At 64.1% G+C, this 16307-nt stretch carries 15 protein-coding genes; 10 read left to right on the forward strand and 5 right to left on the reverse strand.

The window, feature by feature from the left end:
• Positions 1 to 4: 4 nt before the first annotated feature.
• On the reverse strand, positions 5 to 751 hold the full coding sequence (locus FFS37_RS01310; protein ID WP_171026135.1) for a FadR/GntR family transcriptional regulator: 747 nt from the start codon (positions 749 to 751) through the stop codon (positions 5 to 7).
• Between the two features lie 201 nt (positions 752 to 952).
• Here FFS37_RS01310 and FFS37_RS01315 point away from each other — a divergent pair, with 201 nt between their 5' ends.
• The 6 genes from FFS37_RS01315 to FFS37_RS01340 all read left to right on the forward strand — a co-directional run bounded on the left by FFS37_RS01315 (position 953) and on the right by FFS37_RS01340 (position 7941).
• Positions 953 to 1942 carry an arabinose ABC transporter substrate-binding protein gene (locus FFS37_RS01315; protein WP_137929123.1) on the forward strand — a complete coding sequence of 330 codons (990 nt, stop codon included), beginning with the start codon at positions 953 to 955 and terminating at the stop codon, positions 1940 to 1942.
• Between the two features lie 72 nt (positions 1943 to 2014).
• On the forward strand, positions 2015 to 3526 hold the full coding sequence (gene araG / locus FFS37_RS01320) for an L-arabinose ABC transporter ATP-binding protein AraG (RefSeq protein ID WP_137929124.1): 1512 nt from the start codon (positions 2015 to 2017) through the stop codon (positions 3524 to 3526).
• 9 nt (positions 3527 to 3535) lie between these two features.
• Entirely contained in the window at positions 3536 to 4486 is a 951-nt protein-coding gene (gene araH / locus FFS37_RS01325) for an L-arabinose ABC transporter permease AraH (protein ID WP_137929125.1), read from the forward strand.
• A gap of 24 nt (positions 4487 to 4510) precedes the next feature.
• A complete protein-coding gene (locus FFS37_RS01330) occupies positions 4511 to 5290 on the forward strand; it encodes an SDR family oxidoreductase (protein WP_137929126.1) in 780 nt (259 codons plus the stop codon).
• A gap of 15 nt (positions 5291 to 5305) precedes the next feature.
• Positions 5306 to 7018 (forward strand): L-arabinonate dehydratase, encoded by a 1713-nt coding sequence (gene araD / locus FFS37_RS01335; protein WP_137929127.1) that lies wholly within the window; start codon positions 5306 to 5308, stop codon positions 7016 to 7018.
• 5 nt (positions 7019 to 7023) lie between these two features.
• A complete protein-coding gene (locus FFS37_RS01340) occupies positions 7024 to 7941 on the forward strand; it encodes a dihydrodipicolinate synthase family protein (protein WP_137929128.1) in 918 nt (305 codons plus the stop codon).
• On the opposite strand, the gene FFS37_RS01345 is transcribed toward FFS37_RS01340, so the two are convergent.
• The 4 genes from FFS37_RS01345 to FFS37_RS01360 form a co-directional block, all read right to left on the reverse strand.
• On the reverse strand, positions 7935 to 8681 hold the full coding sequence (locus FFS37_RS01345) for an SDR family NAD(P)-dependent oxidoreductase (RefSeq protein WP_137929129.1): 747 nt from the start codon (positions 8679 to 8681) through the stop codon (positions 7935 to 7937). The genes FFS37_RS01340 and FFS37_RS01345 overlap by 7 nt on opposite strands.
• A 54-nt stretch (positions 8682 to 8735) precedes the next feature.
• Positions 8736 to 10247 carry a UxaA family hydrolase gene (locus FFS37_RS01350; protein ID WP_137929130.1) on the reverse strand — a complete coding sequence of 504 codons (1512 nt, stop codon included), beginning with the start codon at positions 10245 to 10247 and terminating at the stop codon, positions 8736 to 8738.
• 227 nt (positions 10248 to 10474) lie between these two features.
• The gene (locus FFS37_RS01355; protein WP_137929131.1) at positions 10475 to 10804 is read right to left on the reverse strand and encodes an L-rhamnose mutarotase; all 330 of its coding nucleotides are present in this window, start codon (positions 10802 to 10804) and stop codon (positions 10475 to 10477) included.
• Positions 10805 to 10833: 29 nt separating this feature from the next.
• On the reverse strand, positions 10834 to 11508 hold the full coding sequence (locus tag FFS37_RS01360; protein WP_137929132.1) for a GntR family transcriptional regulator: 675 nt from the start codon (positions 11506 to 11508) through the stop codon (positions 10834 to 10836).
• 334 nt (positions 11509 to 11842) lie between these two features.
• Between FFS37_RS01360 and FFS37_RS01365 the strand changes: the two genes are divergently transcribed.
• Genes FFS37_RS01365 through FFS37_RS01380 form a run of 4 tightly spaced genes read left to right on the forward strand, consistent with a single transcriptional unit; the run spans position 11843 to position 16279 of the window.
• Positions 11843 to 13345 (forward strand): sugar ABC transporter ATP-binding protein, encoded by a 1503-nt coding sequence (locus FFS37_RS01365; protein WP_137929133.1) that lies wholly within the window; start codon positions 11843 to 11845, stop codon positions 13343 to 13345.
• On the forward strand, positions 13342 to 14334 hold the full coding sequence (locus tag FFS37_RS01370) for an ABC transporter permease (RefSeq protein ID WP_232375548.1): 993 nt from the start codon (positions 13342 to 13344) through the stop codon (positions 14332 to 14334). The genes FFS37_RS01365 and FFS37_RS01370 overlap by 4 nt, the downstream gene beginning before the upstream one ends.
• Positions 14331 to 15329 carry an ABC transporter permease gene (locus FFS37_RS01375; RefSeq protein WP_232375549.1) on the forward strand — a complete coding sequence of 333 codons (999 nt, stop codon included), beginning with the start codon at positions 14331 to 14333 and terminating at the stop codon, positions 15327 to 15329. Before FFS37_RS01370 ends, FFS37_RS01375 begins: the two co-directional genes overlap by 4 nt.
• 14 nt (positions 15330 to 15343) lie before the next feature.
• A complete protein-coding gene (locus FFS37_RS01380; protein ID WP_137929134.1) occupies positions 15344 to 16279 on the forward strand; it encodes a sugar ABC transporter substrate-binding protein in 936 nt (311 codons plus the stop codon).
• Positions 16280 to 16307: the final 28 nt, after the last annotated feature.

Below are 16307 nucleotides of genomic sequence, written 5' to 3' on the forward strand. Positions count from 1 at the left end.
GGTCTCAGTTGTTCTTGAGTTTCTTGGCGCTGACGAGGTCGCGCGCCGCCAGGTCGAGGATTCTGTGCGCCGCGTCGCGCGCCGCCCCGGCCTCGCGCATGCGCAGCGCTTCCACGACCTCGCGGTGCGCCGCCACCGCTTCCATGCGTCGGTCGAGCGAGATGGTGGCGGTGGCTTCCAGCGAGAATTTCAGCCCGGTGTCGATCAGGTTGCCGATCTGGCGAAAGATCGGGTTGTGGCTCGCGGCGTAAAGGATCTGATGGAAGACGATGTCGGAACGCGAGAAGGCGGCAAGATCCTCACCCGCATTCGCCATCCCCCGCCACGCCGCTTCCAGATCGGCGATCTCCTGCAGCGTCGCGCGGGAGGCGGCGAGTTCGGCGACCAGCGGTTCGATGGCGCGTCGGGTTTCCAGGATTGCGTCGAACAGCTTGTCGTCGAGCGCATGCGGCGCGTGCCAGGCCAGCACCTGCGGGTCGATGATGTTCCAGTCGTCCTCGCTGCACACGATGGTGCCGATCCGTGGCCGCGACAGCACCAGGCCCTTTGCAGCCAGCACTTTCAGCGCTTCGCGGATGACCGTGCGGCTGACGCCATATTCGACGCCCAGTTCATTCTCGGTGGGCAGCGAGGATCCGGCCGGATAGCGGCCTGAGAAAATGTCGGAGGCGATCGCCTTCGTCACGTCGGGCATGACACGCGGGCGGCGCGCGGCCGCTTCACCTGAAGTCTTTTTCAAAATCTCGGTCACCTCAGCCCTCCTCCAAGGCGGCGGATCCGCTGGTTCCGCATGGCCGGCACGGCCTTACCGGATGCCGATGATTTGCGCCAGCGACCCCTGGTCAGAGCATGTAGCTTAATTATCATACCAGATCAATTGACTGATATGATAAAAAGAATTAGAGACTCCGGTGCCCGGGCCATGTGCCCGGCCTATCGCTGGGAGGTAATCATGCGACTTTTGAAGACCGCGCTCGTCGCGGGCGCGCTTGCCGTGCTGTCCGTCACGACCATCGCTGCATATGCTCAGGACACCAAGATCGGCTTCATCGTCAAACAGCCCGAGGAGCCGTGGTTCCAGGACGAATGGAAGTTCGCCGACCAGGCCGCCAAGGAAAAGGGTTTTACCCTGGTCAAGATCGGCGCCGAGGACGGTGAGAAGCTGATGTCGGCCATCGACAATCTTGGCGCTCAGGGAGCGCAGGGCTTCATCGTCTGCACGCCCGATGTGAAACTCGGCCCCGGCATCGTCGCCAAGGCCGCCGCCAACAATCTCAAGCTGATGACCGTCGACGACCGGCTGGTGGGCGCAGACGGCAAGGCCCTGGAAGACGTGCCGCATATGGGCATTTCCGCCACCAAGATCGGTGAGGCCGTCGGCCAGGCGATCGTCGATGAAATGAAGGCGCGCGGCTGGAAGGCCGACGAGGTCGGCGCCATCCGCGTCTCCTACGACCAGTTGCCGACCGCCGTCGACCGCGTCGAAGGCGCCATCTCGGTGCTCAAGGCGAACGGCTTCAAGGCCGAGAACATTTTCGACGCTCCGCAGGCCAAGACCGATACCGAAGCCGCGCTCAACGCCGCGACGGTCGTGCTCAACGCTCATGCCGGCATCAAGAAATGGGTGGCCTTCGGTCTCAATGACGAGGCGGTGCTGGGCGCCGTGCGCGCCTCCGAAAGCGTGGGCATTCCGGCGGATGGCATGATCGGCGTCGGCATCGGCGGCGCGGATTCGGCGATCAACGAGTTCAAGAAGCCGACCGCAACCGGCTTTGTCGGCACCGTGATCATCTCGCCGAAGCGGCATGGCTACGAGACGGCGCTCAACATGTATGACTGGGTCGCCAACAACAAGGAACCGGAGAAGCTGATCCTGACCTCCGGTGCGCTCGCCAAGCGAGACGACTACCAGAAGGTCCGCCAGGGTCTCGGCATCGAATAATCCTCCCTGTACAAACAGGCGGCGGCTTCAGCCCGCCGCCTGTTTGGCATTGCGCACGAAGGATCGAAATCCGTGTCCTTTCTCGATTTCTCGCACATCACCAGGACCTATCCGGGCGTCAAGGCGCTGTCGGACGTTTCCTTCGGCGTCGAAAAGGGTGCCGTGCATGGGCTGATGGGCGAGAACGGCGCCGGCAAATCCACCCTGATCAAGATCCTGTCGGGCGACCAGCATGCCGACGCCGGCGAAATCCGCATCGACGGCAAGGTCCAGGCCTATGCCTCGACGCGAGACGCCTTCGACAACGGCGTCATCGTCATTCACCAGGAACTGCAGCTCATTCCCGAACTGACCGTTGCGGAGAATCTCAGCCTCGGCCGCTTTCCCGCCAATGCAGGGATTATCGCGCGAGCCAGGATGCTGGACGACGTCGGCGCCAAGCTCAAGGCGGCAGGCATCGACATTGATATCAGCCGCAAGGTCAAGACGCTCTCCATCGGCGAGCGTCAGATGGTCGAGATCGCCAAGGCGGTGATGCTCGACGCGCGCGTCATCGCGCTGGACGAGCCGACGTCCTCGCTGTCCTCGCGTGAAAGCGAAATCCTGTTCGCCTTGATCGACCGCCTGCGCGGCGAGGGCAAGGTCATCATCTATGTCTCGCATCGGCTGGACGAAGTGTTCCGGCTCTGCGACAGCCTGACCGTGCTGCGCGACGGCAAGCTCGCGGCGCACCACGCCTCGCTCAAAGGCGTCACCCGCGACCAGGTCGTCGCCGAAATGGTCGGCCGCGAAATCTCCGACATCTGGGGTTTTCGCCCGCGCAAAGCAGGCGATGTTAGACTCAAGGTCGACGCCATCTCCGGCGCAAGACTGAAGACCCCTGCCAGCTTCGAGGCGAGGGCGGGCGAAATCGTCGGCTTCTTCGGACTGATCGGCGCCGGGCGTTCGGAACTGATGCGCCTTGTCTTTGGCGCCGACCCGCGCTCGGGTGGCTCCATCAGCGTCGACGGCAAGCTCGTCCATGCCACCGACCCGCATGACGCGATCCGCGCCGGCATCGTGCTCTGCTCGGAAGACCGTAAGCATGACGGCATCATCCAGGGCCGCTCGATCGAGGAGAACATCAACATCTCGTCGCGGCGCCATCACACGCGCTTCGGTATCTTGAACCGCGCCAGCGAGATTGCCACCGCCGAGACCTTCATCAAGAAGCTCAAGGTGCGCACGCCCTCGCGCAAGCAGGACATCATCAATCTCTCCGGCGGCAACCAGCAGAAGGTCATCCTCGGCCGCTGGCTGTCCGAACAGGGAGTGCGGGTGCTCGTCATCGACGAACCGACGCGCGGCATCGATATCGGGGCCAAAGCGGAAATCTACGAACTTCTCTACCAGCTTGCCGAGGACGGCATGGCAATCGTCGTCGTCTCCTCCGAACTGCCGGAGGTCATGGGCATCTGCGACCGCATCCTGGTCATGTGCGGTGGCCGCATCAACGCCGAACTTGCGCGGGACCAGTTCGCCGAGAAGGCGATCCTGGCCGCTGCCCTTCCCGATACCAAAACACCCGACGCGATCGCTTCCTGAGGATTTGCCATGACCGACCAGTTGAAGAAAATCCTGCTTGGCGAACAGGGCCTCGTCGTCATCTTCATCGTCGCCTTCGCGCTGGTGTCGGCTCTGGTGCCGAACTTCCTCACCGACCGCAACATGCTGGGCCTGCTGCAGTCGGTGGTGACCGTCGGCATCGTCGCCTGCACCATGATGTTCTGCCTCGCCGCGCGCGATTTCGACCTGTCGGTCGGCTCCATCGTCGCCTTTGCCGGCATGGTCGCGGTGATGGCGTCGAACTACACCGGCTCGATCCTGCTCGGTTTGCTGGCGGCTATCGCCTGCGGCGCCTTCGTCGGCTTCGTCAACGGCGTCGTCATCGCCAAATTCCGCATCAACGCGCTGATCACCACGCTCGCCACCATGCAGATCGTGCGCGGCCTGGCGCTGATCTCCTCGGATGGCCGCGCGGTCGGCATCAACAGCCCCGATTTCTACCAGCTTGCCCTGTCGAAACTACTGGGCATCCCGACACCGATCTGGGTGCTGGCCATTCTCTTCGCCATTTTCGGCTTCGTTTTGAACCGCACCGTCTTCGGCAAGAACACGCTGGCCATCGGCGGCAATCCGGAGGCCTCGCGGCTTGCCGGCGTCAATGTCGACCGGACACGCATCTGGATCTTCGCGCTGCAGGGCGTCGTCTGCGGCATCGCCGGCATCCTGCTCGCCTCGCGCATCACCTCTGGCCAGCCCAATGCGGCGGTCGGGCTGGAGCTTTCCGTCATCTCGGCCTGCGTGCTCGGCGGTGTTTCGCTTGCCGGCGGGCGCGCCACCATGTCGGGCGTCATCGTCGGCGTGCTGATCATGGGCATCGCCGAAAACGCGATGAACCTGCTCAACATCCCGGCCTTCTACCAGTACATCGTGCGCGGCGTTATTCTGCTCCTGGCGGTGTTGCTCGACAATCTGCGTTCCTCCGCTTTGGGCCGCCGTTGACCGTCTTCGACTGGAGTGACCGATATGGCTGAACGCCTGTCCGGCAAACGCATCTTCCTGACCGGTGCCGCGCAAGGCATCGGGCTGGCCATCGCCGAAGCCTGCCTGGCCGAAGGGGCAAAGCTGTTCCTGGTCGATCGTGATGACGGGCTTCTGGGCAGGGCCGTTGCCGGCCTCTCCGCGCCGCGCGGTCATGTCAGGCACGGCACCGCCGATATCGCCGATGCATCGGCCATTGCCGAGGCTGTCGCCCGTGCGACCACTGAGATCGGCCCGATCAATGCGCTGATCAACAATGCCGGGATGAATGTGTTCTCGACGCCGCTCGAGGCGACCGAGGAGGAGTGGACCCGCAATTTCGACGTCAACGTCAAGGGCGCCTGGAATTGCAGCAAGGCGGTGCTGCCGGGCATGATCGCAAGCGGCGGCGGCGCCATCCTCAACATCGCCTCCACGCACGCCTTCACCATCATTCCGCATACCTTTCCCTACCCGGTCGCCAAGCACGCTTTGCTTGGACTGACCAAATCGCTGGCACTCGAATATGCCGGGCAGGGCGTGCGCGTGAACGCGCTGGCGCCCGGCTATGTCGAGACGCAGAAGGCGGTCGACTACTGGAACAGCTTTCCCGATCCGGTCGCGGCGCGCGCCAACACGATGGCCCTGCATCCTGGTGGTCGCATCGCCACGGCGCGCGAGATCGCACTGGCGGCCGTGTTCATGATCTCCGATGAGTGTCCGTTCATGAACGCGGCGACCCTCGTCGTCGATGGCGGGCTCAGCCAGTTGCAGCACCCCGCCTGAATTTCCGGAAAGACCATGACCAAGAGACGATCGCAGCACTGGTTCGGCGGCCAAGGCAAGGACGCCTTCATCCACCGCAGCTGGATGAAGAACAACGGTTTGCCGGACGACGCCTTCGACGGCCGGCCGGTGATCGGCATCTGCAACACCTTCTCGGAATTCACGCCTTGCCATGTGCACTTTCGCGGCCTGATCGAGCACATCAAGGCCGGTGTGCTGGAGGCCGGCGGCCTGCCGCTTGAATTCCCGGTGTTCTCCTGCGGCGAATCCAACCTGCGGCCGACGGCGATGCTGTTCCGCAACCTCGCCTCCATGGATGTCGAGGAGGCGATCCGCGGCAATCCGATGGACGGCGTCGTGCTGATGGCCGGCTGCGACAAGACCACGCCGTCGCTGGTCATGGGCGCGGCTTCTTGCGACCTGCCGTCGATCGTGATCTCCGGCGGGCCGATGCTCAACGGCCGTTTCCAGGGCCGCGCCATCGGCTCGGGCACCGATGTTTGGAAATTCTCCGAGGACGTCCGCGCCGGCGTCATGAGCGAACAGGATTTCGCCAATGCCGAGAGCGCCATGTCGCGTTCGCCGGGCCATTGCATGACCATGGGCACGGCCTCGACGATGGCCTCGATGGTCGAAGCGCTCGGTCTGGCGCTGCCCGGCAATGCCGCCTATCCCGCCGTCGACGCGCGCCGCAGCCGCATCGCCCGCATGACCGGACGGCGCATCGTCGAGATGATCAATGAGGATCTCCGCCCGTCGGCGATCCTGACGAAACCGGCCTTCGCCAACGCCATCCGCGTCAATGGCGCCATTGGCGGCTCGACCAATGCGGTCGTGCATCTGCTCGCGATTGCCGGCCGCGTCGGTACGAATTTGACGCTGGACGATTGGGATGCCCTTGGCCGAGACGTACCGACAATCCTCGACCTGATGCCCTCGGGCCGCTTCCTGATGGAGGACTTCTGCTACGCCGGCGGCATACCGGCGGTCATGAAGGAGATCGCCGGTATGCTCGATCTCGACGCGCTGACGGTGACCGGCAAGAGCGTGCGTGACAACATTGCGGACGCCCGGAACTACAATCCCGAAGTGATCCGCCCGCGCGGCAAGGCGCTGACGGCGCAGGGCGGCATTGCCGTGCTGCGTGGTAACCTGGCGCCGGATGGCGCCATCATCAAGCCGTCGGCGGCGACGCCTGCCCTGATGAAGCATCGCGGCCGCGCCGTCGTTTTCGAGGACATCGACGACTACAAGGCGCGCATTGACGATCCCGCGCTCGACATCGACGAGACCTCGATCATGGTGCTGAAAAATTGCGGCCCGAAAGGCTATCCCGGCATGGCCGAGGTCGGCAACATGGCGCTGCCGCAAAAGCTGCTGAAGCAGGGCGTGCGCGACATGATCCGCATTTCCGATGCCCGCATGTCCGGCACGGCTTTCGGCACGGTAATTCTGCACGCCGCGCCCGAGGCCGCCATCGGCGGACCGCTGGCATTGGTTCGGAGCGGAGACATCATCGAACTCGATGTCGAGGCGCGCAAGCTGCATCTGGACGTCCCGGAGCAGGAATTGGCGCGGCGGCGTCAAAGCTGGAAGCCGCCGGCACCGGCGATGCGCGGCGGTTATCAGGGGCTCTATGTCGAACACGTTTTGCAGGCGGATCGCGGCGCCGACCTCGACTTTCTGGTCGGCAACCGTGGCCACGCCATTCCCCGCGAAAGCCATTGAGGCCGATGCCGAAATTCCAACCCGATGATTTCCGCGGCATACACGCCATCCTCTACGCGCTGTTCGACGAGAATGAGCGGTTGGACCGTGCCGCGATGCGCCGGCAGGTCGAGATCTGCCTGGCCAGCGGCGTGCACGGCATGGCAGCACTTGGGCTGGCAACCGAAGTCGCCAAGCTCACCGAGGCCGAACGCCGCACTGTCATGGACTGGACGGCGCAGGATACCGCCGGAAAAGTGCCGCTCGCCTTCACCATCTTTGGCGCCTCGGTGGCCGAACAGATCGCGCAGGTGCGCCACGCCGAAAGCGTTGGCGCCGATTGGGTTATCCTGCAGCCCCCGCCTGGCGGGTCCTATGGCGCGCCGGAATACATCCGTTTCTTCGGCCGCGTTGCGGAGGCGACCGACCTGCCGGTGGCGATCCAGAATGCGCCGGCGTTTTTCGGGCGTGGCCTGTCATCGGACGAAATCCGCGATCTCGTCACGCTGCATCCCAACATCAGGCTGATCAAGGGCGAAGGCCCGGTCACCGACATTGCGGGCCTGATCGAGCGTACCGAGGGCCGGCTTCCCGTTTTCAACGGGCGCGGCGGGCTCGAACTGATCGACAATGCCCGCATCGGCTGCCGGGGCATGATCCTGGCGCCGGACTGCATCGATCATGCCGTGCGGGCCTGGGAAGCGTTCCGCGCCGGAGACGAAAAAACGGCCGAGGCCGCGTATGAAAAGATGCTGCCGGCCGCCGTCTTCGTCATGCAAGGCATCGAAAACCTGATCTGCTACGGCAAGCGCCTGTTCGGCGCCCGCGCAGGCCTTCCGATCCATGACCGCGCTCCGGCGATGCGGCCGAACGAGGCCGGGCTTGCGATGGTGGAGCGCTTCGCCGCCAGCCTCGGCCCGCTGTCCGCGCCTTTCCGTCAGTAGGTCGTTCGCCCTCCCGACAGGTCGAAGGTGGAAGCGGTGGTAAAACTGTTCTCCTTGGAGACCAGCCAGGCCACCATGGCGGCCGCCTCGTCGACTTCAAGCAGGCGGCCGCGCGGGATGCGTGAGCGCATGTATTCGATGTGTTCGGCCGTCAGTTGTTCGAGAATGCGGGTCTGCGCCGTCGCCGGCGAGATGCAGTTGACCGCGATGTCGTATTGCGCCAGTTCCTTGCCGAGCGACTTGGTCATGCCGATCACCGCGGCCTTCGAGGCCGAATAGGCGGCGGCGTTTGGATTACCTTCCTTGCCGGCGACCGAGGCGATGTTGACGATGCGCCCGTAATTGCGCTCCTTCATGCCGGGAACCACGGCCCGGTTCACGTAGAAGGTGCCATTGACGTTGATGTCGATGATCTTCTTCCAGACATCGACATCATAGCTGTCGAGCGGCGCGGCCGGGCCGGCAATGCCCGCCGAATTGACGAGAATGGAAATCTTGTTCGCGATCGCCTCCGTCCTGGCGCGCGCGGCATCGACCGCGTCCCAATCGGCGATGTCGACGACCAGCGTGGTTGCCGCCTTGCCGAGTTCCTGCCTGGCCTGGTCGAGACGTGCCTCGTCGAGGTCCCAAAGCGTCACCGTTGCTCCCGAGGCGACAAACCGCTTCGCCATCGCCAAGCCGAGGCCCTGTGCGCCGCCGGTGACCACGGCGTGCTGGCCGTCCAGATCGATCCTGTTCATGTCTTGCCGTTCTTTCCGTTTGAGAGGTCGTGGCTGCCGCGAAGGAGGCGCATGTCACATCGTCGCGCCGAGGCTCCAGGGCACGAACTCGTTGTCGCCATAGCCGAGCGCTTCCGATCTGGTGCGCCCACCAGACGCCACGCGCAGGATCTCGGCGAAGATCTCCTCGCCCTTATCGGCCAGCGTCACGCCGTCGAGGATGTCGCCGCAATTGATGTCCATGTCGTCGCGCATCTGCTCGAAGATGAAGGAGTTGGAGGCGAGCTTGATCGAGGGCGTCGGCTTGCAGCCGAAGGCCGAGCCGCGCCCGGTGGTGAAGCACAATATGTTGGCGCCGCCGGCGACCTGTCCGGTCGCCGAAACCGGGTCGTAGCCGGGCGTGTCCATGAAGACGAGGCCGCGCTCGTTGATCGGTTCGGCGTATTCCAGCACAGCGCGCAGATTGGTCGTGCCACCCTTGGCGGAGGCGCCGAGCGATTTCTCCAGGATGGTGGTCAGCCCGCCCAGCTTGTTGCCGGGAGACGGATTGTTGTTCATCTCCATGTCGTGCCGGGCGGTATAGTCCTCCCACCAGCGGATGCGCTCGATCAGCTTCTCGCCGACCTCGCGGTTCTCGGCACGCAGGGTCAGCAGATGCTCCGCGCCATAGATCTCGGGCGTTTCCGAAAGCACTGCCGTGCCGCCTTGCGCGACCAGCAGGTCCACCGCCGCGCCGAGCGCCGGATTGGCGCTGATGCCGGAATAGCCGTCCGATCCGCCGCATTGCAGCGCCAGCACCAGTTCGGAAGCCGGCTGCGGCGTCCGCTCCGCGGCATTGACGACCGGCAGCATGTCGAGCACCGCCTTGACGCCCGCCTCGACGGTCTTTCGTGTGCCGCCGGTCTCCTGGATCGTCATGGTGCGGAAAGTGGTGCTTTCCTCGATGTTGTAGGACTGCATCCAGCGCGGGATCTGGAACGCCTCGCAGCCGAGCCCGACCATCAGCACGCCGCCGACATTGGGGTTGGTGGCAAACCCCCATTGCGTGCGCTTCAAGAGATCGTAGGCTGGCCCCTTGGTGTCGATGCCGCATCCGGTGCCGTGGACGAGCGCGATGGCGCCGTCGACATTGGGGTAGTCGCGCAGGATGCCGGACCGGTTGACCTCTTCGACGATGAAGCGGGCGACGCTGGCCGAGCAATTCACCGAGGTCAGCACGGCGATGAAGTTGCGGGTGCCGATCTTGCCGCTTGGCCTCTTGTAACCCATGAACGTCGCGCGCTCGGCCTCGGGCAGAACAGGCGTGTTCCTGGCGTTGGTGCCGAACACATAATCGCGCTCGAAATTGCGCAGATATACATTGTGCTCGTGCACCCAGTCGCCGGCCACGATCGGTTCGCGCGCGAAACCGATCGTCTGGCCGTATTTCACGATCGGCTCGTCCGAAGCGATGTCGCGCAGGGCCATCTTGTGGCCGCGCGGGATGCGCACCCTCGCTTCGACGTCACCGGCCTTGTCGCCGGCTTTCAGCGGATCGACCGCGAGAAGAATGTTGTCGGCCTGCGAAAGCTGGATGAAGCGCGTCATACCCAAACTCTGAAAAGCCTTGACGTCGTCGAGGCAAAAGATGATTTAGAATACTAATATAATAGAATGTCAGTGGTCAAGCGGAGCGGGATTGCGCCAGGCCGTTGGCGGGTTGGAAGGTTGGCAGGCGAATCTCGTGCCTGCCGCTGTCGACGCGGCATCCGGGTCAATCGCGGCGGAAACCGCACGTCCGCCGCGGCAGACGACCCTGCATGACCAGGTCGCGGTCAGTCGAGATGGAAGATTTCTTCCATGGCGGCCCACCATTCGCCATCGGCGCGCGTTGTCAGCGGCAGTTGCATGGGGTCGCACAAATCCCACCATTTGCGCATGGCGGCGGATTCGCCCATCCGTGCCGCGTCGGCGGCAAAATCGTCGCCGTGATATTCCCAATAGGCGAAGAGCAGGTTTTCAGGCTCGCGCAGGAAAATCGAATAGTTGCGGATGTTGGCGCGGCTGATGACATCAAGCACCTCCGGCCAGACCTCGGCATGGACGCGCTTGTATTGCGCGATCGATTCCGTCTTCAGGCCGATGCAAAGTCCCATTCTGCGCATGTGCTGATCGTTCCGGTTGTCGCCCAGCCTCAGCCGAGAAGATCGGCGGCGACTTCGAGCGTGTTGCGGAAGGATGTTTCGAGGTGCTGCTCCATCGCTTGCGCGGCGCCCTCGGCGTCATGGCGCTTGAGCGCGTCGAGAATGGCCTCATGCTGCTCGATCGTCTGTTCGCCATAGCCGGGCTTGGGGATGGCAAGGTAACGGCCGCGATCCATCTGCGCCTTGGAGATGTCGACGGCGCGCCAGATCATCGGCAGCCCGCAGATTTCGGCGATGGTCCGATGAAAGACATCGTCGAGCTGGATCGCCGTCGCATACCGGCCGCGCGATATGGCAAGCTTGTGCGCCCCCATATTGTCCTCCAGCAGTTCGGCAGCCGGCGGCGTCAGCTTGACCGCCGCGCGCCGCGCGCTTTCCATCTCCAATGCCCGCCTGATGACATAGGCTTCTTCTAGGTCGGCGCGGCTGATCGGCGCGACATAGGTGCCGGTCTGTGCCAGGATCTTGACCAGGCCCTCGTCGCTGATGCGCTTGACCGCTTCGCGCACCGGCGTGCGCGAGACGCCGAGGGCTTCGGCGATCGCCACCTCGTTGATCACTTCTCCCGGCTTCATCTGCCCGACGACGATCAGGTTGCGGATCTTCTGATAGATCTGATCGCGCAGCGGCAGAGCCCGATTGAGGGTCGAAGGGTCCAGGTCCATGGCAAATCCGTAGCTTCGTTCACCAGAAATGATCAGATTATATTAGAATGTAAATCGCAATGCACCCAAGGCGAGCGGCGGTGTCCGTCGGCGATGGAGCGGGTTCCCCAGGTCGCTGAATCCAGCTTGCCAGAACTGTTATATTAGTGCAATAGTCCGAAATCTGCAGTGGGAATTCGGTCAGTCCGTCAAGGCTTCAACCGAACCGCATGCCGAGAGGCATGCATTCGGACCGAAGACGGATCGCGCTCCGATTGGTTGTTATACTAAAATAATACAGAATTCCGATGCCAAGGACAGCGGAATAGCCTGCCAGGGAGGAACCTAGCCAGACATGACTGCCGTCGCCGACTGCGCCTTGGACATGCGAGGCATCAGCAAGATTTTTCCGGGCGTGAAGGCTCTGTCCAACGTCAACTTCGCCGTGAAATTCGGCACCGTCCACGCGGTCGTTGGCGAGAATGGCGCCGGCAAGTCGACGCTGATGAAAGTGCTCAACGGCTCCTACGCGCCGACCAGCGGCACGATCAAGGTCGGCGGCACCGACGTGCGCATGCGCCGGCCCGCCGACGCCCAGGCGCTCGGCATCCGCATGGTGCATCAGGAAATCAATCTGGTTCCGGACCTGACCGTGGCGGAGAACGTCTATCTCGGCCGCATGCCCGGCAAATGGACCTTTTTGCGCAAGGGCGAGATGGTCAGGAAGGCCGCCGCCGTCCTTGACGAACTCGGCGCAGGGATCAACCCGCGCGAACGGCTGGGCAATTTGTCGATCAGCCAGCAGCAACTCGTCGAGATCGCCAAGGCCTATGCCGCGCAGCCTCGCATCATCGTCCTCGATGAGCCCACATCGAGCCTGAGCGAGCATGAGACGGCGGCGCTGTTCCGGATCCTGCGCAAGATGCGCGATGACGGCATCGCCATCATCTACATCAGCCACCGGCTGAAGGAAGTGCTCGAGATCGCCGACGAAGTGACCGTGCTGCGCGACGGCTCGATGATCGAGACGCGTCCGATCGAAGGCATAACCGCCGCGCAAATGATCCGGCTGATGGTCGGCCGCGAGGTCTCGAACGTCTTTCCGAAGAGTCCGGCCGAGATCGGCAAGTCCGTGCTGCGCGTCGAGCGCATCAGCGACGGCACGCGTTTCCACAATGTCAGCTTCGATGTGCGCGCGGGCGAGATCCTGGGCCTGACGGGCCTCGTCGGCGCGGGCCGCACCGAAGTCGCGCGCGCCATCTTCGGCCTGTCGCGGCTGGTCGAAGGCACTGTCAGCGTCAATGGCCGCCAGGTTTCGATCAAGTCGCCGTCCGAAGCGGTGAAGGCCGGCATCGCCTATGTGCCGGAGGACCGCAAGGGCGACGGCATCGTGCCCGGCATGTCGATCCGGGAAAACATCAGCCTGCCCATTCTGCGTCGCCTCAGCCGTTTCGGGCGCATCCGGCGCGGCGCCGACCGCGTGCTGGCAGCGGACTACGTGAAGCAGTTTTCCATTTCTCCGCCCGATGGCGAACGGCGCATCAGTCTCCTTTCCGGCGGCAACCAGCAGAAGGCCGTCATTGCCAAATGGCTCGCCGCCAGGCCCTCGGCGCTGATCCTCGACGAGCCGACGCGCGGCGTCGACGTCGGCGCCAAGGCCGAGATCCACAACATCATCGGCCAGCTCGTTGCCGGCGGCATGGCGGTGGTGATGATCTCCTCTGAACTTCCCGAGATCCTAGGCGTCTGCGACCGCGTCGTGGTGATGCGCGATGGGCGGGCCTCCGAACCGCTCACGCGCGGCGAACTCAGCGAAGAGCGCATCATGGCCCTGGCGACCGGGGAGGAAGCGGCGTGAGCGACGCGGCCATGGAGATCAGCGTCAACCCCGACCGTTTTACGCGCGGCAGCAAGCTTGTCGACGCCTTGTCGAAGGCCGGATTGGCGTTCGCCATCCTTGCCGTGGTGCTCTACGGTTCTGTCGTCAGTCCCGCCTTCTTCACGTCGGGCAATCTGCTCAACGTGCTGACCTCCATGTCCATCGTCGGCATCGTCGTGGTCGGCATGACCTTCGTGTTGGTCGTCGGCGGCCTGGCCGATCTGTCGGTGCCGGCGACGATTGCCTGCGGGGCCATCCTGTCGCTCGGGCTGCAGCCGATGATCGGGCCGCTGCCCGCCTTCGTGCTGGCGGTCGGCCTTGCCGGATTGATCGGCCTGCTGAACGGCGTGCTGGTCGGCTATGTCGGCATCAATCCCATCATCGCCACGCTCGGCATCGGCACGATCGGCCTGGGCATCGTCCAGGCGGCGGTCGGCGGCGTCATCGTCTATGGCAGCAATCCGGCCTCGGCCGAGTTCGCCAAGGGACGCCTGTTCGGCATTCCGGTCGTGGTGTTGATCTTCCTGGTTATCGCCCTCATCGGCCATTTCGTCCTCTCGCGCTCCTTCTGGGGCAGATGGACGCTCGCCACCGGCGGCAACTACAGCGCCGCCGAGGCCAGCGCGGTTCCGGTGCAGGCCGTCAAGGCCGGAGCCTTTGTCATCACGGCGCTCACCGCCGGCATCAGCGGCGGCCTGCTCGGGCTGACGCTGCAGAGCGCGCGGCCGCTGATCGGCGCCGGCTACGAATTCAGCGCCATCACCGCCGTGGTTGTCGGCGGCGTCTCCATCATCGGCGGCTTCGGCTCGGTGCCAAGGGCGATCGCGGGACTGATCTTCGTGCAGCTGCTCACCAACGTCATGGTGCTCGACGGCGTGCGCACGCCGATCCAGGGCTTTGTCCTGGGCATACTGATCGTCGGCGCGGTCGGCATGGATGCGGCGTTGCGCAAGCGGGGAGTGGCATGATGCGGTTCCTCTCGCTTGCCTCGCAGCACCGGGTCGTCATCATCCTCGGCCTGACGCTGATCATTTCCGCGCTCGTGGTCCCGGGCTACTTCTCCGCCTCGACCCTCGGTCTCGGTCTCGACCGCGCGGCGACGATCGGCCTGATCGCCATCGGCCTGACGGTGTTGCTGATCGCGGGCCAGATCGACCTCTCCGGCGGCGCCGTGTTCGCGCTGGCCGGGATCATCTCGGTCATCCTGCAGCGCGAGATCGGCATCCTGCCCGCCGCCATCGTCGGCATCCTCGTCGGTACCGTCGCCGGCGCCATCAACGGAGCGCTGGTCGTCGGGCTGAAGGTGAATTCGCTCGTGCTGACGCTGGCGACGATGCTGATCTTCCGTTCGCTCGCGCACTGGATCACCAACAGCCAGCCGGTGTCGGGCACCGACATCATGCTCTCGCTGGCGCTGGCCAAGACGTATCTCGACATCTTCACCATCCGCAGCGCGCTGTTCATCGTGCTCATCGTGCTGCTGCATGTCTGGCTGACACGCACCATTCCGGGCCGCAACGTCTTTGCCGTCGGCTCCAATCCAGCGGCCGCCAAGGAAAGCGGCATCGCGTCCGACCGCATCGTCTTTTTCGGCTTTGTCTTTGCCGGCACGCTCGCCGGCCTGGCGGGGGTTCTTCAGAGCCTCGTCACCAACACCGGTTCGCCCGTCTTCGGCTCGGAACTGACGGTCGCCGTCATTGCCGCGGTCGTCGTCGGCGGAACCCGCCTCGAAGGCGGCAGGGGATCCGCGCTCGGCACGCTGGGTGGCGTGCTGACCATCGGCTCGCTGACCATCGCAATGGAGTTCCAGTCCGTTCCCGCATACGTCCAGCAGGTCGTATCGGGGCTCATCCTGATCCTGCTCGTCGTGCTCGATCGGGCCGTTACCACCAAGGGAAGAGCATCGGGCACGCGCCCCGCGCTCATCAGCGACAATCCAATCACTCAAGGAGGAACCACATGATTGGGAGGAAAGATATGATTGGCAGGAAAACCATGCTCCAGATCGCCGCCGTGGCGCTGCTGGCATCGACAGGCTGGGCCAGCGCCAAGACGGTCTGCTACGTGACGGCGGCGGATTCGCATGCCTATGCGACGCCGGCCAACAAGGCACTCGAGGCCCGCGCCAAGGAACTCGGTATCGAGATACTCAGCCTCAGCCAGGACTTCGACGTGCAGAAGGGCACCGAGCAGTTGAACACCTGCGTGGCGCGCAAGGTAGACGGAATCATCCTGTGGCCGCTGGACCCACAGGCCTACATACCGGGCCTCGCCCGCGCGCAGCAGGCCAACATCCCGGCGATCCTCATCAACTCGCCGATGAGCGATGACGCCAAGCCGTTCATCAAGTCCTTCACCGGACCCGATGTCTACGAGGAAGGCAAGCTGGCGGCGGATTCGCTCAGCAAGGCGCTGGGCGGCAAGGGCTCCGTCGTCATCATCGCCGGCCAGGCCGGCAATGGCACGACGATCGGCCGCGTCACCGGCTTCACCGATCGCCTGAAGGAAACCAACGCCGACATCAAGGTGCTGGACACCGTCAACGCCGATTTCGACCAGCAGAAGGCGCTGGTGGTCAGCCGCGACCTGATCACCCGCTTCGGCGACCAGATCAGCGGCGTCTATGCCAATGACGACACCATGGCGCGCGGCTTCATCGATGCCTGGAAGGAAGCCAACCCCTCCAAGGCGGCACCGCCGATCGTCGGTATCAATGGCCAGAAGGATGCGTTCGAATCGATCCGCACCAACGAGATGTATTCGACCATCGTCCAGTCGCCGGTCGAGGACGGCCGCCTGGCCATCAACACCATGGCCGAGATCATCGACGGCAAGGAGGTCAAGGACCGGTTGCCGATCCCGCTGACCGTCGTCACCAAGGACAATGTCAACTCGGTCGAGCCGGCGTTCTGATCAATCGAGGCCGGCCCGGCACAGCGCC

The sequence above is a fragment of the Mesorhizobium comanense genome, assembly GCF_005503535.1.
In the GTDB taxonomy this organism is placed as follows: Bacteria; Pseudomonadota; Alphaproteobacteria; order Rhizobiales; family Rhizobiaceae; genus Mesorhizobium; species Mesorhizobium comanense.

What these genes read in the sequence shown, in the direction of transcription:
- FFS37_RS01340 (WP_137929128.1), top strand. Translation starts at nt 7,024, where the DNA reads ATGCCGAAATTCCAACCCGATGATTTCCGCGGCATACACGCCATCCTC.
- FFS37_RS01375 (WP_232375549.1), top strand. Translation starts at nt 14,331, where the DNA reads ATGATGCGGTTCCTCTCGCTTGCCTCGCAGCACCGGGTCGTCATCATC.
- FFS37_RS01355 (WP_137929131.1), bottom strand. Translation starts at nt 10,804, where the DNA reads ATGCGCAGAATGGGACTTTGCATCGGCCTGAAGACGGAATCGATCGCG.
- FFS37_RS01345 (WP_137929129.1), bottom strand. Translation starts at nt 8,681, where the DNA reads ATGAACAGGATCGATCTGGACGGCCAGCACGCCGTGGTCACCGGCGGC.
- araD (WP_137929127.1), top strand. Translation starts at nt 5,306, where the DNA reads ATGACCAAGAGACGATCGCAGCACTGGTTCGGCGGCCAAGGCAAGGAC.
- araH (WP_137929125.1), top strand. Translation starts at nt 3,536, where the DNA reads ATGACCGACCAGTTGAAGAAAATCCTGCTTGGCGAACAGGGCCTCGTC.
- FFS37_RS01330 (WP_137929126.1), top strand. Translation starts at nt 4,511, where the DNA reads ATGGCTGAACGCCTGTCCGGCAAACGCATCTTCCTGACCGGTGCCGCG.
- FFS37_RS01350 (WP_137929130.1), bottom strand. Translation starts at nt 10,247, where the DNA reads ATGACGCGCTTCATCCAGCTTTCGCAGGCCGACAACATTCTTCTCGCG.
- FFS37_RS01315 (WP_137929123.1), top strand. Translation starts at nt 953, where the DNA reads ATGCGACTTTTGAAGACCGCGCTCGTCGCGGGCGCGCTTGCCGTGCTG.
- FFS37_RS01380 (WP_137929134.1), top strand. Translation starts at nt 15,344, where the DNA reads ATGATTGGCAGGAAAACCATGCTCCAGATCGCCGCCGTGGCGCTGCTG.
- FFS37_RS01365 (WP_137929133.1), top strand. Translation starts at nt 11,843, where the DNA reads ATGACTGCCGTCGCCGACTGCGCCTTGGACATGCGAGGCATCAGCAAG.
- FFS37_RS01360 (WP_137929132.1), bottom strand. Translation starts at nt 11,508, where the DNA reads ATGGACCTGGACCCTTCGACCCTCAATCGGGCTCTGCCGCTGCGCGAT.